Here is a 22,898-nt window from a genome sequence, read left to right as displayed (position 1 = left end):
AAACGGGCCGCAGTGCATTGCGGCCCGTCTTGCCGCTTATTTGAAGACGGCGTTCGGGTTATCGAGGCTGTCAGAGCCCTCGAGATCGATCTTGCCGAGATCGAGTGCGGCGATGACGCGTTCAACGGTCTTCGTTTGGTCGATGAGGCCGTCGATGGCCGCCTGAACCACGGCATTGCCTTCCTTGTTGCCTTCGCCGATCATCTGGTCATAGGCTTCAACGGTCTGGGCGCGTTTTTCCATCGCATGCATGGCGTCGAGCGTCTTGTTCAGCTTCGCCGTCATTTCGTCGTTCAGCGCCTTGTCCTTGGCGCCGACCAGTTCCGCCAGCGAGGCGCCGGTCATCTTCGTGCCGTCCACGCGGGTATATTCGCCGGTATAGGCCGAAGCGATGCCGATGGCGTCGTTCAGATGCGAATTATAGGTGTTGTCGGAGAAGCAATCATGCTCCTCTTCCGGATCGTGCAGCAGAAGGCCGAGCTTCATGCGCTCGCCCGCCAGCTCACCATAGGAAAGCGAACCCATGCCGGTGAGAATGGCGGTGAGGCCCGCTTTCGGATCGGCTTCCACCGTCTTCGTGGCTTCACCTTCCGGCGCCCAGGCATCCACCATCTCCTGGAGATCCTTGATCAGCAGGGTGGAGGCGGATTTCAGGTAATCGGCGCGACGGTCGCAATTGCCGTTGGTGCATTTTGCCTTGTCGTAGTCGGTATAGGGACGGTTGCCCGCGCCCGGTCCGGTGCCGTTCAGATCCTGGCCCCAGAGCAGGAATTCGATGGCGTGGTAACCGGTGGTCACATTGGCTTCGACATCGCCCGCCTCGTGCAGGCTCTCGATCAGTTCAGGGGTGATCTTGGAGGCGTCGACCTCTTCACCACTGATCTTGATCTTCGGATTGGCGATGATGTTTGCGACATAAAGTTCGTTCTCGTCGCTTTCCGTGCCATAGGAGGCGTCGACGTAGTCAATCAGGCCCTCATCCAGAGGCCAGGCGTTCACCTTGCCCTCCCAATCGTCAACGATCGGGTTGCCGAAACGGTAGACTTCCGATTGCTGATAGGGAACACGCGCCTTGATCCAGGCCTCGCGGGCGGCCTTCAGAGTCTCTTCGCTCGGCGTTGCGATCAACGCATCGATCGCCTTGTCCAGCGCCTTCGCCGTGGTCAGCGAATCCTCGTATTTTGCATGCGCGACATCGGCGTAATGCTTGACGACGGCAGCCGCGTCGGTCGCGGCCTGTGCGGGAAGCGCGGTGAAAGCCGCCGATGCGGCAAGAAACGCGAAAGACGCGCTGAGAATGGTTTTGCGGATCATGATCCCTCTCCTTGGGCAGGCATGAAAAGACTTCACGCTGCGGCCAGCGAGTTCTGACCCAATCACAAACTTGTGTCAAACATTCTAGTTTAGAATGTTTTGAAACAAGCCCGTGCGGTGTTTCGCAAGTAAAATCGCTGCGTGCAAAACGGCTTTTATGCTTTGCGTTTCATCAAGCAGAAGAAGAAACCGTCCGTATCTGTGGTTGCAGGCGTCAGCGTCACTGTCTTTCCGTCAGAGGAATGCGGTTTGTTCGCATTTGCGCCGAAAATCGTCTGCCAGCGTTCGAGGGCGGAACCGATGGAGAATTCCGGATTGTCCTCGCAAAAACGCCTGACCTGCTGTTCGTTCTCCTCAGGCAGAACGGAACAGGTGACATAAAGCAGTTCGCCGCCTGGGCGCACGAAACCTTTGGCCTGTGAAAGCGCTTCGCCCTGCTGCTGCACGCGCTCTTCCAGATTGCGTGCCGTCAGCCGCCATTTGGTGTCGGGGCGCCGCCGCCATGTTCCGGTGCCGGTGCAGGGCGCGTCGACCAGAACGCGGTCGAATTTTTCCTGAAATGGCGTAAGGCCCGCTGCGCGGTCATGAACCTGCACATTGCGCGTACCGGCCCGCTTCAGCCGCTCGATGATCGGCGCGAGACGCTTGCGGTCGGCATCGAAGGCGTGGACCTGACCCTTGTTGTTCATGCTGGCGGCCATGGCCAGCGTCTTGCCGCCGCCACCGGCGCAATAATCGAGGATCTGCTCGCCCTCATGCGCGCCGGCGAGATCGGCAACGATCTGCGAACCCTCGTCCTGTACCTCGAACCAGCCCTTCTGGAAGGAGAGTTCGGCGGTCACATTCGGCAGGCGGGAAGGGCCTTCACCGGCGGGGATACGCACACCCTGCCGGGCGATCCGGGTGGCTTCCGCGCCGCTTTCCTCAAGCGCCTTCAAGACCTTTTCGCGGGTTGCCTTCAGCGTGTTGGCGCGCAGGTCGAGGGTTGGCCGCTCGTTCAGCGCCTGTGCCTCGGCGAGCCAACGCTCTCCGAATGCCGCTTCGAAGGAAGCCTGCACCCATTCGGGAATATCGCCCTGAATATGGGCCGGTGCATCACCGAGGGAACGGGAGAGAAAGGCCTGCTGCCTTTCCGCATCAGGTGCGGCGGGAGCGAACTTGTCGCCATCGAATTCCGCCGCCAGTTCCGAAAAGCTTTTGCCCCATTGCCGCAGCAGCACGGCATAACCAAGCGAGGCGGCGCTGTCATCATCCATCAGCCAGGCGTGCGACAGTTTCATGCGCAACGCGTCATAGACGATGTTGCCGATTGCGGCCCTGTCGCCGGAGCCCGCAAAACGATGGGCAAGGCCCCAATCCTTCAGAGCATCGGCGACGGGACGCCTGCGTCCCTCAATATCCGCCAATACTTCGATTGCTCCGGCCAAACGCCCGCCCAAACGCATTGTCTACCTCATTTTGCTGATAAGCCCGGTAGGTAGACGCGAATGGCGGCGAGGGCAAGGCTCAATCGGCCTTGACGACCTCGTAGCAAACCTTGGCGGTGCCGGAATTGATCATGCCGATGTTTTTGGCGGCAGCCTTGGAAAGATCGAGAACGCGGCCCTTGATGAACGGACCGCGGTCGTTGATGCGGACAATCACGGCCTTGCCGTTGCGCGCATTGGTGACCTTGACCTTGGTGCCGAACCGCAGTGAGCGGTGAGCGGCGGTCAGGTTGGCGGCGTTCATACGCTCGCCCGAAGCAGTCTTGGAGGTCAACGCATACCACGATGCGCCTCCGCAACCATTTGCCGCATTCGCCTGAAGAGGCGCAATGATGGAACAGGCGGCTATAGTTGCAGCGGTGAAAGTTATACGACGGATATTCAACAAACTGTGCTTCCCTGAAAATCGGCCCCGCGCCGATTGATTGTGCCCTTGCTAAACGACCATTGACTGGTCTGAACGCCTTTTGATGCGAGATTGTAGGGCGAGGGAAAAATGGCGAAAAAAAGCTGAGCTCAAATCACGAACTGTTACAGTCTGTAATATTCGTGATTATTAGCCGGAAAGACGTCCTTGTGGCGCCCCGCTGCGGAAATGGAAAAAATACCGCAGAATCAACGCGCAATCGGAATGTTGTTGCAAGTCACGGCTTCGTGAATCCACTTCACGAAATGTGAGTGAAATATTTTTCTAATCACTACGATTTTAGCCAATTTTGTTTGGTTAATAAAATCCTAATTGACCGAAATGCGACGAAAACCATCCTCGAAAACGGCTTTGGAAGGATTTTTCATCGCTTTCGGCTGGTTGGTTTTCAGCCTCGCCAGAGGCCGGTTTCCCACAGGTGTTTCAGGGAGGATCTGTACTCCGGAAAACGGAAATCGAAACCGAGGCCGCGTATCCTGGCATTGGAAACGCGCTTGTTCTCACCGTAGAAGGAGCGTGCCATCGGCGTCAGGTCGGCGGTTTCGAATGCCTGTTCGGGCGGCGGTTCCACGTCCATCAGCGTGGCGGCGAAGCTCACCACATCCTGCGGCGGGCAGGGTTGGTCATCGGTCACGTTGAAGATGCCGCGTTCATTCTTCCGTGCCAGAAAAGCAAGTGCGGCACCGATATCCTCGACGCGGATGCGATTGAAGACCTGGTCCTTCTTCACCAGCCGCCGTGCCGTTCCCTTCTCGAAATTCATGAAGGCGTTGCGTCCAGGGCCATAAATTCCCGACAGGCGCAGGATGGAAAGCGGCACATTTGCTTTTTCGGCAATGGCGGACCAGGCAGTTTCAGCGGCGACCCGCTCCACGGAACGGGCGGAGACCGGACGGCAGGGGCTTTTTTCATCCACCCACGCGCCGTTATGGTCGCCATAAACGCCGACGGTGGAGAGATAAGCCATCCATTCCAGCTTCGGCAGGAAGCGTTTCGGATCGTCGCCCAGCAGCGCCAGCAACGGATCGCCTTGCCTGCCGGGCGCGATGGACTGGACGAGATGTGTGACATTGCCCATCGCTGCGATGAGATCGTCATTGAGATGTACGCCGTCGAAAAGGAACGGTGCCATGCCTGCGGCAGTGAGGTCCGGGAACTTGTCTTCACTGCGCGTTGTACCGGAAATAGTACCAGCCTCGGTTTTCAGCGCGTTGGCGATGGCTTTACCCGAATATCCCGCGCCAAAAATCATCACCTGCATGTTTCACGCCACTGCCTGTTGCCATTCCATTTCCACCTCCGGATCATGTTCCGGGGCGCGGCCGGCAGAGTATGTACGGAATTCTTCCCTGTCCATAAGCCGTGACAAAGCCCATGCCGCCATGCCACGCACTTCCGGCGAAGGGTCGGTTTCGGCAAGCGTCTTGCATTGTTCCATAAATTGGCGGTCTGCGGAGTTGCCCGCCGCGATCAGCACGTTGCGGACAAAACGATTGCGGCCGATGCGTTTGACGGGCGAGCCGCTGAAGAAGCTGCGAAAGGCGGTGTCGTCCAGCGTCAGCAGGAAGGCGATGGCGGGCTCCTTCAAATCCTCACGCGCCTGCAACTTCATCTCGGAGGCGCTGGCCGCGAATTTGTTCCAGGGACAGGCGGCAAGGCAATCATCGCAGCCATAGATGCGGTTGCCGATCATCGGCCGGAATTCGTGCGGGATCGGTCCCTTGTGTTCGATGGTGAGATAGGAGATGCAGCGGCGCGCATCCAGCTGATAGGGCGCGGGAAAAGCCGCGGTGGGACAGGCATCGAGACAGGCGCGGCAGGAGCCGCAATGGTCCTTCTCCGCCTCATCGAGACAGAGCTCGGCGGTGGTGAACATGCTGCCGAGAAACAGCCAGGAGCCATGTGTGCGGCTGACGAGATTGGTATGCTTGCCCTGCCAGCCAAGCCCTGCGGCGGCGGCGAGCGGCTTTTCCATCACCGGTGCGGTATCGACAAAGACCTTCACGTCCTCGCCGGCACGTGCCGCAAAACGGGTGGCGATTTCCTTCAGCCGCCCCTTGATAATGTCGTGATAATCGCGATTGCGGGCATAGACCGAAATGGCCGCCTTGTCCGGTTTGGAAAGCAGGGCGCGCGGGTCTTCCTCCGGGCCATAATTGAGGCCGAACATGACGATGGAGCGCACATCGCCCCACAGCGTTTTCGGCTCCGCCCGGCGGGCTTCCGTTTCCTCCATCCACGCCATTGTGCCGTGGTAACCGCTGTCGAGAAACAGTCTCAGCCGCTCCGGCGCCAGCGGAATACTGTCCGGTGCGGTGATGCGGCAAAGATCGAAGCCAAGCGAAAGCGCTTCCTGGCGGACGAAATCCGTCAGCTTGCGCGCGCGTATCCGCTGCTTGTCGGTGGCGACGTCGATGGTCGTTTCTCCCGAGGATTATTCTGCGACATATATAGGCGCAGCCGCAGGCTGCAGCAAACAACCGGGAGATGGGGGCTTAAAAATCCAGATCGGCGTAGTGGGAGGAGGGGGCGAGGCGCGGAATGCGCTCGCTCAGGAAGGGCCGGAAGGAGGGGCGGGATTTCACCCGCTGATACCATTCCTTGACGATCGGTGCTTCAAGCCAGTTGATCTCACCGAGGTAGTCCAACACCGAAACAGCCGAAGCGGCGGCAAGGTCGGCATAGCTCAGCCGGTCACCGGCCAGCCATGTGCGCGAACCCGCCAGCCATTCCAGATATTTGATGTGCTGGCGGATATTGTTGCGGGCAGTGCGCAGCAGCTTGGAATCCGGCGGCCCGCCACCCTGCGCTGTTGTCATCTGCAATTTGTAAACCCGCTCCCGCACCAGCGGCCGGGTCACGTCATTTTCCATCTTCTGCAGAAACCATTCCGTCAGACGGCGGATTTCCGCCCGCTGAAACGGGTCTTCCGCCAGAAGCCGCCTGTCGCGCTTTAAAACCCCATGCGTTTCGTCAAGAAACTCCGCAAGCACGTAAGGTCCGCTCAGGGAGCGCATATTGTCATCCAGATAGACCGGCAGGGTGCCGGCCGGATTGAGCGCCAGAAACTCCCGTCGTCTTTCCCACGGCTGCTCTTCCACGAGATCGGTCTGGAACCCGTATTCTGCGAGGATCAGACGAACGAACCGGGATGCGGTCGACATCGGAGAATGGTAGAGAGTGGGCATAGGTACTCAATTTTTACGATTGGTTGCCATGATCGGCATTTGCCGGAAAACTTTTTCAGTTTCGCTTCATCAAGACGCTATAAGAGCTTGGCTACTTTAAAACAAGTTTAACGCAATTGCTTTCCATTGCCGCTTCCCCCTGAAAAGAAGGATACCTCATGGGTGACCAATCGATCATCAGCGCGCTTCTGCTGGGCATTATCGAGGGTCTGACGGAGTTCATCCCCGTTTCCTCAACAGCGCATGTGCTGCTGGCCGGGCACTTCCTCGGCTTCAAATCGCCCGGCAACACCTTTGCCGTCCTCATTCAGCTCGGTGCGATCCTCGCAATCTTTCTTGTTTATTTTCAAAAGCTTGTATCGATCGCGCTCGCCCTGCCAAACAGCGCCAGGGCGCGCCGCTTCGTGCTGGCCGTCGCGCTCGCCTTCCTGCCGGCGGCGGTTATCGGCGCACTGGCGCATGATTTCATCAAGACGGTGCTGTTCGAAACGCCGATGCTCATTTGTGTGGTGCTGATTATTGGCGGCGTCATATTGCTCGCGGTCGACCGCATGCCGCTGAAGCCGAAATATACCGACATCATGGACTATCCGCCGTCGCTCGCCTTCAAGATCGGCCTCTTCCAGTGCCTTGCGATGATTCCTGGCACCTCGCGCTCGGGCGCCACCATCGTCGGTTCGCTGCTGATGGGCACGGACAAGCGCTCCGCCGCCGAGTTCTCGTTTTTCCTGGCGATGCCGACCATGCTCGGCGCTTTCACGCTGGATCTCTACAAGAACCGCGATGCCCTCAGTTTCGATGATGGTGCGCTGATTGCCGTGGGTTTCATCGCCGCTTTCGTCTCCGGCCTCTTCGTCGTGCGCTCCCTGCTGGACTTCGTTTCGCGGCGCGGTTTTGCGCCCTTCGCATGGTGGCGCATCGTCATCGGTTCGCTTGGCCTGATTGCGCTTCTGGTCTTCGGTTGAACGGGACCCGGAAGTAACCATCCGTTTTGACAGTGGACGAAAAGAAAAAAGCGCCTCGGGAAACCCGCAGGCGCTTTTTATTTGAAGGCTGTAAAGCCGATCAGTTGGTGCTGATCGAAGCCGTTGCGCAGGGATCAACGCCATAGGCGGGAGCGCAACCGCTCTTGCCTGCTGCAACCGTTCCCGGTGCCATGAAAGAACCCGCCAGAACCACCAAAGCCGCACACGCAAAAAAGAGTGCGATAGATCTGCCCATTTTATGATTGCCTTTCAGACGTTCGTTCGTGCGGATCATGCCGCCGTGTGTGAATTGAGGGTCCGGGATATGTTTGGAATGTGGCCAATATCAATAAAGGAGCTTGCTGAATACCGGGTTAATGCGAAGTCTTTTCCACAGTTGCGCTTGTGCCACGCTTGCGTGCTGCGGCCAGATGCCCGTTAACTTTTACCCGGCTTTCCAACGCTGCCTTGGTTGATGCTGCACCTCCCGTTCAGTTGAGGGGAAAATGCGCGAATAGCGGTTTGGTTGCAATTGAATCGTGCAAAAACGAAAAGCGGGAATGGCTCCCGCTTCCGTTAAAGACGACGAGGCCCGAAGCGAGGTTTCAGGCGGCCTTTCCGGCGTTGGAGAACTGGCCGTGCGGGCGATACTGCACCATGTAGGACGGCAGAACCGAAGCGACGCGAACGGGAGTGATGCCGATACCTTCCAGCGTCAGGCCGTTCTTCTCCGCCTCGGCGGAAACGACGTTGTCTTTCTTGAGCATGGTTACCTGATCGGCCGTCAGCGGCGGCGTAATCAGCGGCACCAGCGAGGCGATCTTGCCGATCGTCGAGGCAATGCCGAAGGGCAGGTTGACGAAAGGACGCTCCCGGTAGGTCGCGGCAAGAACTGCCTCAAGACAGTCACGGAATGTCATGACATCCTGGCCGCCGAGTTCATAGATGGAGCCGGGCTTCAGCTTGCCATCGACGCTGCGGGCGACAGCTTCGGCGACATCCTCGACATAAACCGGCTGGAACCTGGTTTTTCCGCCGCCGATCAGCGGCAGGAACGGCAGGCTGCGGGCCATCTTGGCGAATTTGTTGAAGAAATCGTCTTCCGGTCCGAAAATGATCGACGGACGCAGGATAACGGCACCGGGCAAAACGGAATGAATGGCGGCTTCGGCGCGGCCCTTGGTGCGGCCGTAACCGGTCTGCGAATTGGCGTCTGCGCCGATGGCGGAGATATGCGTCAGCGTCGCGCCGGCGTTACGGGCCGCCTCGGCAATGGCTTTTGCGCCGAACTCCTGCACGGCGTCAAAGGTGTTGCGGCCGCTTTCGGTCAGGATGCCGACACAATTGACCACATGGTCGGCGTCTTCCACGGCTTTGACGATGGAGTCGCGATAACGCAGGTTCGCCTGGGCGAAGGAAATCTGGCCGACATTGCCGAGTGGCTGCAGGAAGCCGGCAAGGTCGGGGCGGCGCACGGCGACGCGAATGCGGTAACCGCGCTTGGCGAGCATTCTCACGACATGCCGCCCGACAAAACCCGAACCGCCGAAAACGGTGACGAGGGGTGGAAGGTTGGCCAAGGTCATGGGAGGCTCCTCAGAAGCTGTCGATAAAGCGTTTTTCAGTCTCTTAGCCCAAAGCCGCGCGCGCGTGAAGAGACGTTGTCGCGAGACCAGAAGCCGGTTTGGGAAATGCGGTTGACGGTCGTCAAATTCCTTCGACGATTATCATCTCCGCATCGGCGACTTCCTGACGGATTCTTGCCGCCGCCTGGTATTCGGGGGAATTATAGCAATCGATTGCGTGCTGGACTGACGGGAACTCGATGACAACATTGCGTGCACGCGCCGTGCCTTCCAGCTCGGTCAATGCACCGCCACGGGCCAGAAAATTGGCGCCGAAACGCTCGAATGCGGGCTTTGCCGTCGTGACATAATCCTTGTAGCGCTCACTGTCGTTTACATCGACGCGGGCAATCCAATATCCCTTTGCCATTTCGTCCCCCTCCTGTTTTTACTGATTGGCCGGAAAGCTGGCGCGCAGCATGTCGTCCAGAATGGCGCGGGCCGCCGCCTTCGGGTCTTCCGCCCGTACGATGGGGCGGGCGACCACCAGATGGCTCGAACCGGCCTTGATGGCGTCATATGGCGTCATCACCCGCTTCTGATCACCGAGATCCGCGCCGGCGGGGCGAATGCCGGGTGTGACGACGGCAAGGTCGGGGCCGAGGATTTCGCGCACGGCTTTCGATTCCTCCGCCGAACAGACGATGCCACCCATGCCCGCTTCGCGCGCCTGTTCCGCCCGGCGCAGCACCAGCGAACGGGCATCCGAGGCGTAACCGGCTTCCGCCAGATCGCTGTCGTCCATGGAAGTCAGCACGGTGACGCCCAGCAGGCAGAGCCCGGAGCCTTCGGCGGCCTTGACGGCAGCACGCATTGCTTTCGGGTAGGCATGCAGGGTCAGCATCGACATGCCCATGCGGGCGATGTTCTCGACACCGGAGGCGACGGTGTTGTCAATGTCGAGCAGCTTCATGTCGAGAAAGACCTTCTTGCCGCTCTGGACAAGGTCACGCGCGAATTCGAGACCGCCTACGAATACCAGCTGATAGCCGATCTTGTAGAACAGAACCTCGTCGCCGATTTTCGAAACGATGTCTTCGGCCTGCTGCACAGTCGGAACATCCAGCCCGACGATGAGTTTTTCGCGCGCGGTCATTGTCTTATCCCTGCCATGTTTCCATTGCCGTCCAGTCGCATGTGGGGGACGCGGCTGCAAGCGAAAAGTCGGCGATGGAAAAGCGGAAGAGATTACCGCCACCCGGCGGCTGGTCCTTGCTGCGGCTGATCCCGCGGCCTTCGATATGGCATTTCAGAAGTGTGCCCACGCCACCATGGCCGACAAAGGCAATAGGCTGCTGTGGGTCGTGCCGGTCGAGAACGGCTTTGACGGCCCCGACGATCCGCGCCTGCGCGTCGATTGCGCGCTCCCAGCCGTGAAAACTCTCCTCGGGGTGGGCGAAGAACCAGTCTGCGGCCTTTTCAAATTCCGGCGGTGGCAGAAAGCCGGTGGCGGACCGGTCGTTTTCATGCATCGCCTCGATGATCTCTATTTTCGCACCGGATGTTTCGGCAAGGATGCGGGCGGTTTCGACCGCCTTGGTTTCGGCGCTGGAAACGATGCGCCGCAATGCCTGCGCCCAGGGAAGGCGGCTCGCCTCCCGCACCCGTTCGGCACCCCTGTCCGAAAGCCCCCATTCAGGGACGGGGATAGTCGGGTCGATCTTGACCTGGGGATGGGTAATGTAGAGCGCATGCATGAAAATCGGTCCTCAGGGCGATGGAAAGGGTAATTCGACACCCTAACCATGCGTCGCGACCGTGAAATGACGGTCTCGCCCATTCTGCCGGGTGATCAGGCGCGCGTATAGGTCCACAATTGCGCCGGCGGAATATTGCGCACGATGAAATCGAAATGGCGGATATGGTAGAGATGCGGCTGCGCGACGATCGGGGAAATCGGACCGTAGGATATCTGCACCACGGGGCGACCGTGCGGCACGCGCTTCAGCAATTCGTCAAGCAGCTTGATACGGGCGGCCATGGGGAAATTCAGCATCGGCACGGCGGAAACGACACTGTCGAACATCTGGCCCTTGTGTTCGCCAAGCGTCGCATCGAGGTCGAAGGCGTCGCCATTGACGAAGTTGACGCCGGGATAGCTTCTGAGCAGCTGGTTGTAGAAATCGGTCGAATACTCGATGGCCGTCAGGTTCTCGGGCTTGATGCCGCGTGCCAGAATGGCCTTGGTGATGACGCCGGTGCCGGGGCCGAGTTCGAGAACCGGCAGGCCGGAATGGGGGTTGATGACACTCGCCATTTTTTTCGCCGTGATCGACGATGTCGGCACGATGGCGCCGACTTTTTTCGGCTGGCTGACCATGCCCTTGAAAAAGCGGATTTCTTCCTCAAATTTTTGTTCAAGGCGTTGCTTCAGGTTGAGTGCCATAGTTCCCTCAGATGCTTTTGGTCATTGTCAAAAAACGGTTACGCAATGTTGATCCCATTTGGCGCAAAAACAAGGCAAAATGTCGTAACTGGAAAAATTCGCTGATGGCGTTAGATACGCCATCGCCGAATCAAAAAAGCCGGTGAAGCGCTTCACCGGCTTTTTTGATGAAATTTGCGGAAAATTCCCGTTTCAGACGCGCATCGGCATCAAAACATAGAGCGCATCATCACCGGCAGTGTCGCGAACAAGCGTTGGCGAGCCGGCGTCGGCCAGCAGGAAAATCGCGTCGTCGCCGGAAAGCTGCGAGGTGATATCGAGGAGATATTTGGCGTTGAAGCCGATTTCCATCGAATCATTATCATAACCGACGGCCACTTCTTCCGTGGCACTTCCCGAATCCGGGTTGTTGACGGTCAGCGTCAGCTGGCCGTTGGTAAGCGCCAGCTTCACGGCACGGCCACGCTCGGAAGAAATGGTCGAAACGCGGTCGACGGCCTGTGCGAAGGTCTGGCAATCGACACGCATTTCCTTGTCGTTGCCGGTCGGGATCACGCGCTGGTAATCCGGGAAGGTGCCGTCGATCAGCTTCGAGGTCAGGACGACCGAGCCGATGGTGAGGCGGATTTTCGCATCCGAGACTTCAACCGTGACTTCCAGTTCCGGATTGTCCATCAGCTTCTGCAATTCACCGACGGTCTTGCGGGGGATGATGATGCCCGGCATGCCTTCTGAACCGGACGGCGCATCCACATCGGCGCGCGCCAGGCGGTGGCCATCGGTGGCGACGGCGCGCAGCTTCAGTTCGCCATTGCTTTCGATGGTGTGGAAGAAAATGCCGTTGAGGTAATAACGCGTCTCTTCCGTCGAAATCGCAAACTGCGTCCGGTCGATCAGCATCTTCAGATCGGTTGCCTTCAGTTTGAAGGTGTGGCTGAAGGTGCCGGCGGTCAGGTCGGGGAAGTCCGTTTCGGGCAGGCATTGCAGCGAGAACTTCGAACGGCCGGAGGCAACCGTCATCGAGGAGCCGTCCGGGTTGGTCGCCAGAAGCACCTCGGAACCATCCGGCAGCTTGCGCACGATTTCATAAAGCAGGTGCGCCGGCACGGTGGTGGCGCCCGCCTGCTCCACCATGGCCGGTGTCGCTTCGGTGATTTCGAGGTCGAGGTCGGTCGCCTTCATGTCCAGATTGGCGCCGGAGGCGCGCAGGAGGACGTTGGACAGGATCGGGATCGTGTTGCGACGCTCGACGACCCGGTGGACGTGGTTCAGCGATTTCAGAAGGTTCGACCGCTCAAGAGTAATACGCATGGACGCTACCGCTTTCAACCGTTGCGAACCGGCCACCGCCGGATCGGCAAGAAGAGTCTTGACCGGCAAAAAGCCGGATAATGTGGACGGGCAAAATGGCAGAGTTATTGCAGAAAATGCAAGAGCCGAGTGCATCTGCTTCCGCTCATTTTGCTGCTATACAGCATGATCCACAGGCTGGGGCCGCCCATGGACCTTGTTCGCGGGTTTTCTATTGCCCATAAAGGGGAAAAAAACGGAGTGACCGGCCGGCGATGATCGGCCAGAATGATTGGAAGCCGTGTGACGCAGGAAACATCGAACAGCGATGCCAGACAGGCAGCGAAGGAATTCAGGATCGGCACGGCCACCATTCCGGCACGGCCGCTGGAGCCGGCGCTTTATCTTGTGGCCACTCCCATCGGCAATCTCGGTGACATCACCATCCGCGCGCTGGAAACGCTGGCCTCGGCCGATGTTCTCGCCTGCGAGGATACCCGCGTCACCCGCATCCTGCTCGAACGTTACGGCATTCGCACGCGCCCGCTCGCCTATCACGAACACAATGCCAATGAAGCGGGGCCGAAGCTCATTGCCGCACTGGAGGCCGGAAAGTCCGTGGCGCTGGTATCGGACGCCGGAACGCCGCTCGTTTCCGACCCGGGTTATCGTCTCGGTCAGCTGGCGCTTGAGGCCGGCCACCGTGTTGTGCCGGTGCCGGGTGCCTCCGCGCCGCTTGCCGCCCTCGTCGGGTCTGGCATGCCGAGTGACGCCTTTTTGTTTGCCGGTTTCCTGCCGGTGAAGGATCGTGGCAAGCGCGACCGTTTGGCCGAGCTGGCGAAAATCCCCGCAACCCTGATCTTTTTTGAATCGCCACATCGCATCGGCGCTTCCGTCAGGGTAGCATCGGAAGTGCTCGGCCGTGACCGCCGGGCGGTGGTCTGCCGTGAACTGACAAAGACCTTCGAGGAGTTCCGGCGCGGCACGCTCGGTGAGCTTGCGGATTATTACGATGGCGACCGTGTGGTGAAGGGTGAGATCGTGCTTCTGGTGGAGCCGCCCTCCTATGACGAGATTCCCGATATCGAGGATGTCGAGAAGCTTCTGAAGGATCTCGTCGCCACCATGCCCGCCGCCAGGGCCGCGGGCGAAGCGGCGAAGCTGACGGGCTTGCCGCGCAAGGAGCTTTATCAAAGGCTGCTGGATATGAAGGAAACGGATGGCCGCTGACGGGCGAAGGGATAAAAGGCGGAAAGCCGAACGGCGCGGTCATGCCGCGGAATATTGGGCAGCGCTTTATCTGATGCTGAAGGGATATCGCATCCTTGCCATTCGCTATCGCACCCGGCTGGGAGAAATCGATCTCATCGCCCGCAAGAAGGACCTCGTCGCCATCATCGAGGTGAAGGCGCGGCCATCGGGCGTCAGCGCGGTCGATGCCGTCGGCTTCCATTCGCAGCGGCGTATCCGGGCGGCTGCCGATCTCTGGCTCTCCCGCCGCAAGGATGCCGCGCGGTTTTCGCTGCGCTTCGATATCATCGCCATTCTGCCGCGACGTCTGCCGCAGCATTTCATCGACGCGTTTTGAGGGGAAGAGGAAGGCAATGTCCACCGAGCGGGAAAAAATGGCTGCGGGCGAATGGTACAGCTGCATGGATGCCGAGCTGGATGTGCTGCGCTGGCGCGCGCGCGGGGCGGTTCACCAGCACAATACCGCGCCGCCGGATGAGCGCGGAACTATCGCGCCGCTGCTGCGGGGGCTCTTCTCTTCCGTCGGAGAAGGCGCATTTATCGAAGCGCCGTTTCATTGCGCCTATGGTTTCAACATCACGCTGGGCACCAATGTTTATCTCAATACCGGCTGCGTCATTCTCGATTCCGCGAAGGTAATGATAGGGGACGGCGCAATGCTCGGTCCTGCCGTGCAGATCTATTGTGCGGAACACCATCTCGACCCCGTTCCGCGCGCGCAAGGTATTGAAATCGCAAAGCCGGTGACGATTGGCCGGGATGTCTGGATCGGCGGCGGGGCGATCCTGCTGGCGGGCGTGACCGTGGGCGATGGCGCGATTGTCGGCGCCGGTTCGGTGGTGACACGCAATGTGCCGCCGGGCGCGACGGTGGTTGGAAACCCGGCCCGTCCGATAAAACGCGGCGGCGTCTGAGATATGCGTTTTTGAGGCAACGCAGTCTATTAGCAGGTGCTGTAACAAATCTGACATGAAACTGTTAAAGAGGCGTCACGGAACGTCTCTATTCGCATCCTCATCCCAATAAATGGTGGAGAGGAATTAGTAATGTTGAAGAAGATTTCCATGGCCGCGGTGGCCGTCAGCATTTCCGCGACGTCTTCCATGGCTGCGACCAACATCACCTGGTGGCACGGCATGGGTGGCCGTAACGGCGAAGTCATCAACGAAGTTTCCCAGAAGTTCAACGAAGCCCAGAAGGAATGCGCACTGACGCCGGTTTCCAAGGGCTCCTACGAAGAAGCCCTGGCCAGCGGCATCGCCGCGTTCCGCTCCGGCGAACAGCCGAACATCCTCCAGGTTTTCGATGCCGGCGCCGCCACCATCATCAATGCCAAGGGCGCGGTCATTCCTGCGGAAGACCTCATCAACAAGGCCGGCTACAAGTTCGACCGCGAAGCCTTCATCAACGGCGTGCGTTATTTCTACGCTGCCGCTGACGGCAAGTTCGTCGGCATGCCGTTCAACTCCTCCGCTCCGATCATGTATATCAATGACGAAGCGCTGAAGAAGGCCGGCGTCGAGGCGCCGAAGACCTGGGAAGAGTTCGAGCAGGTCGCGCCGAAGCTGAAGGAAGCCGGTTACATTCCGCTCGTCCAGTCGCAGCTTACCTGGCAGTTCACGGAGAACTTCTTCTCCCGCAACAACATCCAGTTCGCCACCAACAACAATGGCTACGACAGCGTCAGCGACACCAAGCTGAAGGTCACCGACCCGAACCTCGTCATGATGTTCGACAAGCTGAAGGACTGGAAGGACAAGGGCCTGTTCGCCTATTACGGCGCTGGCTGGAACGACAACCAGAAGCCTTTCGAAGAAGGCAAGGTTGCTCTCTGGATCGGCTCTTCGGGTTCGTTCGGCGGCCTGCAGAAGACGGCGACCATGCCGTTCTCGGCAACCTTCCTTCCCTACTGGGGCTCCATCAAGGGCGCAGGCACCAACTCCTTCATCGGTGGCGCCGCTCTCTTTGCAATGTCGGGCAAGTCCGAAGCTGAAAACAAGTGCGTGGCTGACTTCTTCCAGTTCCTGACCTCGCCGGAAATCCAGGTCTTCTACCACAAGGCAACCGGTTACGTCGCCATCACCAAGGCTGCTTACGAGAAGGCCAAGGCTGAAGGCTTCTACAAGGAAAAGCCGGTCGCCGAAGTTGGCATCCAGCAGCTGTCGCTGCCGGGTGGCGAATGGTCCAAGGGTTACCGCCTCGGCTTCTACCCGCAGATCCGCGCCGTCATGGAACGCGAATATAACCGCATCTTCTCCGGCGAAGTCACGCCGAAGGACGCCTTCGACATCATCGAGAAGGAAGGCAACGACCTTCTGGCCCGTTTCGCCAAGACGGCCGGCTGATCGATCTTTTCGAAACCAATGATCGTTGTCGAGCCTCCTTTCCGATGGAAGGGAGGCTCGCTTCTGGATAAGGAGGCGCAAGCGTGGCCTATACATCGTCTCAACCGCGCCGGTTTTTATCCGGCTGGTCCGCAAAGGCTGGAAAGCCCGCCAAGCCCGCTGAAGCCGGCATGAAGCGTGTGCAGTTCTCCTCGTCCTTCGTGCCCTATCTGTTTCTGGCGCCGCAGCTTGCGGTGATTTTCATCTTCTTTTACTGGCCCTCCGTTCAGGCCATCCAGTCTTCGTTCTATCTGGAAGACCCTTTCGGGTTCGGGGCCTCGTTCGTGGGCCTGGCCAATTATTCGGATGCGATATTCAATCCGGAATATCTCAACATCGCCAAATTCACTGTTGTTTTCACCGTGCTGGTGACCTTCTTTTCGCTGGCTCTCGGCCTTTTGCTGGCGGTCAAGGCGGATGCGGTCATTCGCGGCAGCTCGGCATACAAGACATTGCTGATTTCCGTCTACGCCATCGCGCCGCCGGTCGCAGGCCTCATCGGCATGATGTTTTTCGACCAGCACATCGGCCCCTTCGTCAAAATGGCCGCATTCCTCGGCTGGGACATGAAGGTCGGCCTCAATTATTTCGATACGGCCTTTGCCATGGTCGTGGTCGCGGTCTGGAAGCAGATTCCGTATAATTTCATCTTCTTCCTCTCCGGTCTGCAGGGCGTGCCCGTTTCCGTCCGGGAGGCTGCCGCCATCGACTGCCGCTCGGGCTTCCGCCGGTTCTGGACGGTCATCATGCCGCTTCTGGCGCCCACGGCCTTCTTCCTTTTGATCATCAACATCACCTATGCGCTGTTCGACACCTTCGGTGTCATCGACGTGATGGTGAAGGATAAGGCGGCCAACAACCCGATCACACTGGTCTACAAGGTGTTTCTCGACGGTTTCCGCGGCAATGACATCGGCGGTTCTTCGGCCCAGTCCGTCATTCTGATGCTGGTCGTCTTCGTCCTCACCATCATCCAGTTCCGCTTCATCGAGAAGCGCATCCATTACAATTGAGGGAAAAGACGATGTACAAGACAAAACCCCTCGATCATCTGGTGCTGATAGCAGGCGCGCTGTTCCTGATATTGCCGGTTGTCGTGGCTTTCATGACTTCCACGCATACGGCGGCGGAAATTCACCGCAGCGGCTTGGCGATCGTTCCCGGCGACAATTTCGTCGAAACCTATGAAAAGGTCCTGACCCAGAAGGGCGGCTTTACCGGGCAGATCACCGGCCTCAACATGGTGATCAACTCGCTGATCCTCGGCATTGGTTTTGCCGTCGGCAAGATCGTCCTGTCGATGACGGCGGCCTATGCGATCGTCTATTTCCGCTTCCGCTTTGCGACGCTTGCCTTCTGGATCATTTTCACGACGCTGCTGTTGCCGCTTGAAGTGCGCATCATGCCGTCCTACGAGGTGATGAGCAAACTCGGCCTGTTGAACTCCTATACCGGCTTGATCGTGCCGCTTCTCGCCTCGGCGACGGGCACCTTCTATTTCCGGCAGTTCTTCAAATCCATTCCGGAAGAATTGCTGGAGGCCGCCCGTATCGACGGGGCAGGGCCGTTCAAGTTCTTCATCGACGTGATTATCCCGCTGTCGCGCACCATGATGGCGGCGATCTTCATCATCATGTTCGTTTATGGCTGGAACCAGTATCTCTGGCCCATGCTGATGACGACGGATGAGAGTTTCTTCACCCTGATGCGTGGCATCAAGTCGATCCTGCAGGTCTGGGTCGGTTCGCAAATTCCCGATTACAACGAAGCTTTCGCACTTGCCGTTCTGGCCATGCTGCCGCCGGTGCTGATCGTCGTGATTTTCCAGCGCTGGTTCATCAAGGGCCTCACCGAGAGCGATAAATAAGGAGACCGAAATGGCCGCGATCGAAATCAGTCAGGTCTGCAAGGATTATCATGGCGGCGTGCGCGCCGTGCATCACGTCGATATCGATATCCGGGACGGCGAGTTCATCGTTCTGGTCGGCCCGTCCGGCTGCGGCAAGTCCACGCTTCTGCGCATGGTCGCCGGCCTTGAGGACATTTCCGAAGGCACGGTGAAGATCGGCGACCGGGTGGTCAATCAGGCCGATCCCGCCGACCGCGATATCGCCATGGTGTTCCAGAATTACGCGCTTTACCCGCATATGTCGGTACGCCAGAACCTCGAATACGGGCTGAAGAACCGCAAGACGCCAAAGGCGGAGATCGATGCGCGCGTGGCTGAAGCCGCGCGTATGCTGCAGCTCGAACCCTATCTGGATCGCAAGCCGCGCGCCCTTTCCGGCGGTCAGCGGCAGCGTGTCGCCATGGGCCGCGCCATCGTGCGCAAACCGGCGGCCTTCCTGTTCGATGAGCCTTTGTCCAACCTCGATGCCAAGCTGCGCGTCTCGATGCGCGGCGAGATCAAGCGCCTGCAAAAACGCCTCGGCACCACCTCGATCTACGTCACCCACGATCAGCTGGAAGCGATGACGCTGGCCGATCGTCTTGTTGTACTGAATGGCGGCCGCATTGAACAGATCGGCGCGCCGCTCGATGTCTATCACACGCCCGCCTCCACCTTCGTTGCCAGCTTCATCGGCTCTCCCGCCATGAACCTGCTGGATGGCGAATTGCATGGTGACAGCCTCGCTATCGGTCCTTCGCTGTTTGCGCTGAATGGTTTTGCGCCTGCCTCCGGGCCGGTGAGGGTAGGCATGCGCGCGGAGGATTTCCGCCTCGCCGCGGCGGGTGAGCAGGGCTTCGCACTCCGCGTCGATTATATCGAAGAGTTGGGTTCACAGCGCCTGGTGCACGGCGCGATCGGCGACCAGAGCCTGACGGTGGCTTTCCCGCCGGATGTCGATGTTCCCGCCGCTCTGTCGGTCACGATCGCGCCGGAGAAGCTGCACTTCTTTTCCAGCGAAACCGGCAAGCGTATCGCCGGCAAGGCGGAACAGGTTGGCACACAGTCCGCTCAGCTGGCTACGGCCTGAGCGTATCGCAGGAAATCGGCGCGATGGCTAAAATTGCGCCGATTGTCAAAACCGCTTTGTTACGATCCCGATGATAGAAGACCTCCAATATTTCACGGGGGTTTTCTCATATGTCGTTCAAAATGATGTTCGCGGCGGCTGCAACCATGGCAATCCGCACAGTGCCGATATTGCCGGCCTATCTGCGCAGACAAAAAGACGAAGCCGTTGTCAGCGCGTCCTGCACCGATCTGCGGCTTCAGCCGGCCCCCATCAATCCGGACTGGATCATCTCCGGCAACCCTGAGGCGCGCGCGGCGGATCACTCCCGAAGCGGTGACCGTGCTTCCAGCACCGCCATGTGGGATTGCACCGCGGGCGAATTCCGCTGGTTCTTCGGCTGGGACGAAACCGTCTATATTCTGGAAGGCGAAGTACATGTGACGGCCGAAGACGGTTCGGTCAGCATCCTGCGTGTTGGTGATGTCGCCTATTTCCGGGCTGGAACATGGGCCACATGGCGGGTCGATGACTATGTCCGCAAGGTTGCCTTCATGCGCCGTCCGTTCCCCAAGGCGCTTGCCCTGGCCTATCGTGTCAAGAACAAGCTGTTTTCCGGTAGTTCCTACAAGCTGGCGGCCTGAGCCGGTGACGATTTTGCTGCCGATGAGAGCCCGCGTGGCTCCCTCGGCAGAATTGTGAAGGTTCAATAAAACTCACACACGGCACCACTTGCAGCAGTTGCCTTTGAATGGCCGCTGCCCTACATCTTCAGGGTTTTCTGAAGCATTTCCGGGTCTCGCCCGGTCCTGCCGGGAAGCTTGAAAAGACGAGGCAATGGGCACGGCGGGCCGGCGAAGCGTCCGTATGCTGCAAGAGGAACATGCGCATGGCGAAGATCAAGAACGTCGCGATCCAGATGGATCATGTCTCCGGCATCAATATCGCCGGTGACTCCACCTTCGCCATGAGCCTTGAGGCGCAGGCGCGCGGATACCGGCTGTTCCACTATACGCCAGAGCGTCTTTCCATGCGTGACGGCAAGATCTACGCCACCGTCGAGCAGATGGAACTGCGCGACATCAAGGGCGATCATTTTTCGCTGTCTGAGCCGGAACGTGTCGATCTCTCGACCATGGATGTCATCCATCTGCGTCAGGATCCGCCCTTCGACATGGCTTACATCACCTCGACCCATCTGCTGGAACGCATTCATCCCAAAACGCTTGTCGTCAACGACCCAGCCTGGGTGCGCAACTCGCCGGAAAAGATCTTCGTCACCGAATTCGCCGACCTGATGCCGCAGACGCTGATCACCAAGGATGTGGCGGAAATCGCCCGCTTCCGCAATGAAATGGGCGATATCATCCTCAAGCCGCTTTATGGCAATGGCGGCGCAGGCGTCTTCCATTCGGCGCGCGACGACCGCAATTTCTCCTCGCTGCTGGAGATGTTCGGCCAGATGTTCCGCGAGCCTTACATCGCGCAGCAATACCTGCCTGACGTCCGCAAGGGCGACAAGCGCATTCTCCTGGTGGATGGCGAGCCGGTGGGCGCGATCAACCGCGTGCCGGCGGAAAATGACGCCCGTTCCAACATGCATGCCGGCGGCCGGCCGGAACCGACGGAGCTGACGCCGCGCGAAAAGGAAATCTGCCGCCGCATCGGTCCGGCCTTGCGCGAGCGTGGTTTCCTCTTTGTCGGCATCGATGTGATCGGCGACTACATGACGGAAATCAACGTCACCTCGCCCACTGGCATTCGCGAAGTGCGGAAATTCGGTGGCGCCGATGTCGCAAGCCTGTTGTGGGACGCGATCGAGAAAAAGCGCGAATCTCAGGATCTCTGACGCGCCCCTTGCCGATCCAGTTTTGTTCCGCGAGTACAACTAGATACAACTAAAATACATCGCCAGCGAGAAATTGTTCGCTGGATGTTCTTGTTTTATTCTTTGTCCTGTGGCACGTTGCTTGTGGGTGGCCGCCGGGGCATGAAGCTTTGATGGTGCGGCCGGTTTGCGGGGGCAGGCCATGGTGGCACGGGTCAATACGGTTGCATTTCAGGGCATGGAGGGTGTGCCCGTCGAGGTGCAGGTCATGGTCGCGCCCGGAAAGGTCGGCATCCAGATTGTCGGCCTGCCGGACAAGGCGGTGGCTGAAAGCCGGGAGCGGGTGCAGGCCGCCCTGCACGCCTCGGGACTGGCCTTGCCGGCGAAAAAAGTCACCGTCAATCTCGCACCCGCCGATCTGCCAAAGGAAGGATCGCATTTCGATCTTCCCATTGCTCTGGGCCTCATGGCCGCTTTGGGCGCCATACCGGCGGAAGCGCTTGGCCAATATGTGGTTCTCGGCGAACTCAATCTCGATGGCACCATCGGCATGGTTTCAGGCGTTCTGCCGGCCGCCATGGGTGCCAATGCTCTCGGCAAGGGACTGATCTGTCCGGCTGAAAGCGGGCCGGAGGCGGCCTGGGCCGGTGCCGGTATCGATATTCTCGCCCCGCGCAGCCTCATAGCGCTTGCCAATCATTTTCGCGGCACCCAGCTCCTGTCGCGCCCGACACCCGCCATCCGCGCCAATCCGGTCAATTTGCCGGATCTGGCGGATATCAAAGGACAGGAGAGCGCCCGCCGCGCGCTGGAGGTGGCGGCGGCCGGCGGTCACAATCTGCTGATGGTCGGTCCGCCCGGTTCCGGCAAATCCATGCTCGCCGCCCGTCTGCCCTCCATCCTGCCGCCACTTGAGGCGGCGGAACTGCTGGAAGTGTCGATGGTTCATTCCATCGCCGGCCAATTATCGGGTGGCAAGCTTTCGGACCGCAGGCCGTTTCGCACACCGCACCATTCCGCCACCATGGCGGCACTGATCGGCGGTGGGTTGCGCGCCAAGCCGGGCGAGGCCTCGCTTGCCCATCACGGTGTTCTTTTTCTCGATGAATTCCCGGAATTTTCACCGCAGGTGCTGGATGCGCTGCGTCAGCCGCTGGAAACCGGAGAATGCATCATCGCACGCGCCAATCACCGCGTCAGCTATCCGGCAGAAATCCAGCTCGTGGCAGCCATGAACCCCTGCCGCTGCGGCATGGCCGGAGAGCCGGGTCTCACCTGCGCCAGAGGACCGCGCTGTGTGACCGACTATCAGGCCCGTATTTCCGGTCCGCTGCTGGATCGTATTGATATCCGCATCGACGTTCCCGCCGTTTCCGCTACCGATCTTATCCGCCCCGTTGCATCTGAGCCGAGTGCGGCGGTCGCGGCCCGTGTGGCCCGGGCGCGCCTTGCCCAGCAGGAGCGTTATGCGTCGGCGGGATTTCCTGCCATCCGCACCAATGCCCGCTGTACAACGACTTTGATCGAAAAATACGCCGAACCGGATACATCCGGACTGCAATTGCTGCGCGATGCCGCCGAACGGCTGAAATTTTCCGCACGCGGTTATCACCGTATTCTCAAGGTCGCGCGCACATTGGCCGATCTGGATGGAAAACAGACGGTCGGCCGCATCCACGTAGCGGAAGCTGTCTCGTACCGTATCGCGGGTGAGAGGCTGCGGACAGCGGCTTAGAGCCGTGATGCTTGCACGCTCTGCTGGAAGAGTTTGGAGACATGCTCCCGAAAGCTCTCCC

The 22,898-nt window shown here is 59.3% G+C and carries 22 protein-coding genes and 2 pseudogenes; 12 read left to right on the top strand and 12 right to left on the bottom strand.

What is annotated here, in order from left to right:
• Nucleotides 1-36: 36 nt before the first annotated feature.
• From JZX88_RS02890 to JZX88_RS02865, 6 genes are all read right to left on the bottom strand, one after another.
• Entirely contained in the window at nt 37-1,314 is a 1,278-nt protein-coding gene (locus tag JZX88_RS02890; protein ID WP_206912456.1) for an imelysin family protein, read from the bottom strand.
• Nucleotides 1,315-1,469: 155 nt separating this feature from the next.
• On the bottom strand, nt 1,470-2,759 hold the full coding sequence (locus tag JZX88_RS02885) for an RsmB/NOP family class I SAM-dependent RNA methyltransferase (RefSeq protein ID WP_174030382.1): 1,290 nt from the start codon (nt 2,757-2,759) through the stop codon (nt 1,470-1,472).
• Nucleotides 2,760-2,820: 61 nt separating this feature from the next.
• Entirely contained in the window at nt 2,821-3,189 is a 369-nt protein-coding gene (locus JZX88_RS02880; RefSeq protein WP_065114667.1) for a septal ring lytic transglycosylase RlpA family protein, read from the bottom strand.
• Nucleotides 3,190-3,616: 427 nt separating this feature from the next.
• The gene (locus JZX88_RS02875) at nt 3,617-4,489 is read right to left on the bottom strand and encodes an SDR family oxidoreductase (protein ID WP_174030384.1); all 873 of its coding nucleotides are present in this window, start codon (nt 4,487-4,489) and stop codon (nt 3,617-3,619) included.
• Nucleotides 4,490-4,492: 3 nt separating this feature from the next.
• Nucleotides 4,493-5,644, bottom strand: a complete 1,152-nt coding sequence (gene queG, locus JZX88_RS02870; protein ID WP_206912614.1) for a tRNA epoxyqueuosine(34) reductase QueG — start codon at nt 5,642-5,644, stop codon at nt 4,493-4,495.
• 79 nt (nt 5,645-5,723) lie between these two features.
• A complete protein-coding gene (locus tag JZX88_RS02865; protein WP_065114670.1) occupies nt 5,724-6,416 on the bottom strand; it encodes a glutathione S-transferase family protein in 693 nt (230 codons plus the stop codon).
• 158 nt (nt 6,417-6,574) lie between these two features.
• Here JZX88_RS02865 and JZX88_RS02860 point away from each other — a divergent pair, with 158 nt between their 5' ends.
• Complete coding sequence (locus tag JZX88_RS02860; RefSeq protein WP_206912455.1) at nt 6,575-7,381, top strand: undecaprenyl-diphosphate phosphatase; 807 nt, start codon at nt 6,575-6,577, stop codon at nt 7,379-7,381.
• Nucleotides 7,382-7,986: 605 nt separating this feature from the next.
• Here the strand turns inward: JZX88_RS02860 and JZX88_RS02855 are convergent.
• The 6 genes from JZX88_RS02855 to dnaN form a co-directional block, all read right to left on the bottom strand.
• The gene (locus JZX88_RS02855) at nt 7,987-8,967 is read right to left on the bottom strand and encodes a complex I NDUFA9 subunit family protein (RefSeq protein WP_110755680.1); all 981 of its coding nucleotides are present in this window, start codon (nt 8,965-8,967) and stop codon (nt 7,987-7,989) included.
• Between the two features lie 121 nt (nt 8,968-9,088).
• The gene (locus tag JZX88_RS02850; RefSeq protein WP_065114673.1) at nt 9,089-9,376 is read right to left on the bottom strand and encodes a DUF1330 domain-containing protein; all 288 of its coding nucleotides are present in this window, start codon (nt 9,374-9,376) and stop codon (nt 9,089-9,091) included.
• An 18-nt stretch (nt 9,377-9,394) separates the two neighbouring features.
• Nucleotides 9,395-10,102: an orotidine-5'-phosphate decarboxylase gene (gene pyrF / locus JZX88_RS02845; RefSeq protein ID WP_206912454.1), complete on the bottom strand. Its 708-nt coding sequence runs from the start codon at nt 10,100-10,102 to the stop codon at nt 9,395-9,397.
• A gap of 4 nt (nt 10,103-10,106) precedes the next feature.
• Nucleotides 10,107-10,703 (bottom strand): histidine phosphatase family protein, encoded by a 597-nt coding sequence (locus JZX88_RS02840; RefSeq protein WP_065114675.1) that lies wholly within the window; start codon nt 10,701-10,703, stop codon nt 10,107-10,109.
• A gap of 95 nt (nt 10,704-10,798) precedes the next feature.
• On the bottom strand, nt 10,799-11,392 hold the full coding sequence (gene pmtA, locus JZX88_RS02835; protein WP_003520115.1) for a phospholipid N-methyltransferase PmtA: 594 nt from the start codon (nt 11,390-11,392) through the stop codon (nt 10,799-10,801).
• 192 nt (nt 11,393-11,584) lie between these two features.
• Entirely contained in the window at nt 11,585-12,703 is a 1,119-nt protein-coding gene (gene dnaN, locus JZX88_RS02830) for a DNA polymerase III subunit beta (protein ID WP_026363807.1), read from the bottom strand.
• Between the two features lie 267 nt (nt 12,704-12,970).
• Between dnaN and rsmI the strand changes: the two genes are divergently transcribed.
• The 11 genes and pseudogenes from rsmI (at nt 12,971) to JZX88_RS02780 (ending at nt 22,837) form a co-directional block, all read left to right on the top strand.
• Nucleotides 12,971-13,912 (top strand): 16S rRNA (cytidine(1402)-2'-O)-methyltransferase, encoded by a 942-nt coding sequence (gene rsmI, locus JZX88_RS02825; protein ID WP_142855223.1) that lies wholly within the window; start codon nt 12,971-12,973, stop codon nt 13,910-13,912.
• Nucleotides 13,902-14,270, top strand: coding sequence for a YraN family protein (locus JZX88_RS02820; protein ID WP_206912453.1), 369 nt, complete (start codon nt 13,902-13,904; stop codon nt 14,268-14,270). The genes rsmI and JZX88_RS02820 overlap by 11 nt, the downstream gene beginning before the upstream one ends.
• Nucleotides 14,188-14,448 (top strand): annotated as a pseudogene (locus JZX88_RS26410) (maltose acetyltransferase domain-containing protein); the annotation flags it as partial. The gene JZX88_RS02820 and the pseudogene JZX88_RS26410, both read left to right, overlap by 83 nt.
• A 222-nt stretch (nt 14,449-14,670) precedes the next feature.
• Nucleotides 14,671-14,835, top strand: a pseudogene (locus JZX88_RS26405) (DapH/DapD/GlmU-related protein); the annotation flags it as partial.
• A 144-nt stretch (nt 14,836-14,979) separates the two neighbouring features.
• Complete coding sequence (locus JZX88_RS02810) at nt 14,980-16,278, top strand: extracellular solute-binding protein (protein WP_065114679.1); 1,299 nt, start codon at nt 14,980-14,982, stop codon at nt 16,276-16,278.
• Nucleotides 16,279-16,361: 83 nt separating this feature from the next.
• A complete protein-coding gene (locus JZX88_RS02805; RefSeq protein ID WP_174028772.1) occupies nt 16,362-17,330 on the top strand; it encodes an ABC transporter permease subunit in 969 nt (322 codons plus the stop codon).
• Nucleotides 17,331-17,341: 11 nt separating this feature from the next.
• Nucleotides 17,342-18,184, top strand: coding sequence for a sn-glycerol-3-phosphate ABC transporter permease UgpE (gene ugpE, locus JZX88_RS02800; RefSeq protein WP_206912450.1), 843 nt, complete (start codon nt 17,342-17,344; stop codon nt 18,182-18,184).
• A 10-nt stretch (nt 18,185-18,194) separates the two neighbouring features.
• Nucleotides 18,195-19,295, top strand: coding sequence for a sn-glycerol-3-phosphate import ATP-binding protein UgpC (locus JZX88_RS02795; protein ID WP_206912449.1), 1,101 nt, complete (start codon nt 18,195-18,197; stop codon nt 19,293-19,295).
• Nucleotides 19,296-19,405: 110 nt separating this feature from the next.
• Nucleotides 19,406-19,918, top strand: a complete 513-nt coding sequence (locus tag JZX88_RS02790; RefSeq protein ID WP_065114683.1) for a cupin domain-containing protein — start codon at nt 19,406-19,408, stop codon at nt 19,916-19,918.
• A 245-nt stretch (nt 19,919-20,163) separates the two neighbouring features.
• Complete coding sequence (gshB, locus tag JZX88_RS02785) at nt 20,164-21,123, top strand: glutathione synthase (protein WP_206912448.1); 960 nt, start codon at nt 20,164-20,166, stop codon at nt 21,121-21,123.
• 181 nt (nt 21,124-21,304) lie between these two features.
• Nucleotides 21,305-22,837: a YifB family Mg chelatase-like AAA ATPase gene (locus JZX88_RS02780; RefSeq protein ID WP_206912447.1), complete on the top strand. Its 1,533-nt coding sequence runs from the start codon at nt 21,305-21,307 to the stop codon at nt 22,835-22,837.
• Nucleotides 22,838-22,898 lie beyond the last annotated feature (61 nt).

The sequence above is a fragment of the Agrobacterium sp. OT33 genome (assembly GCF_017313365.1).
Classification (GTDB): Bacteria; Pseudomonadota; Alphaproteobacteria; order Rhizobiales; family Rhizobiaceae; genus Agrobacterium; species Agrobacterium rhizogenes_A.
This window is presented reverse-complemented; position numbering and strand designations above follow the sequence as displayed.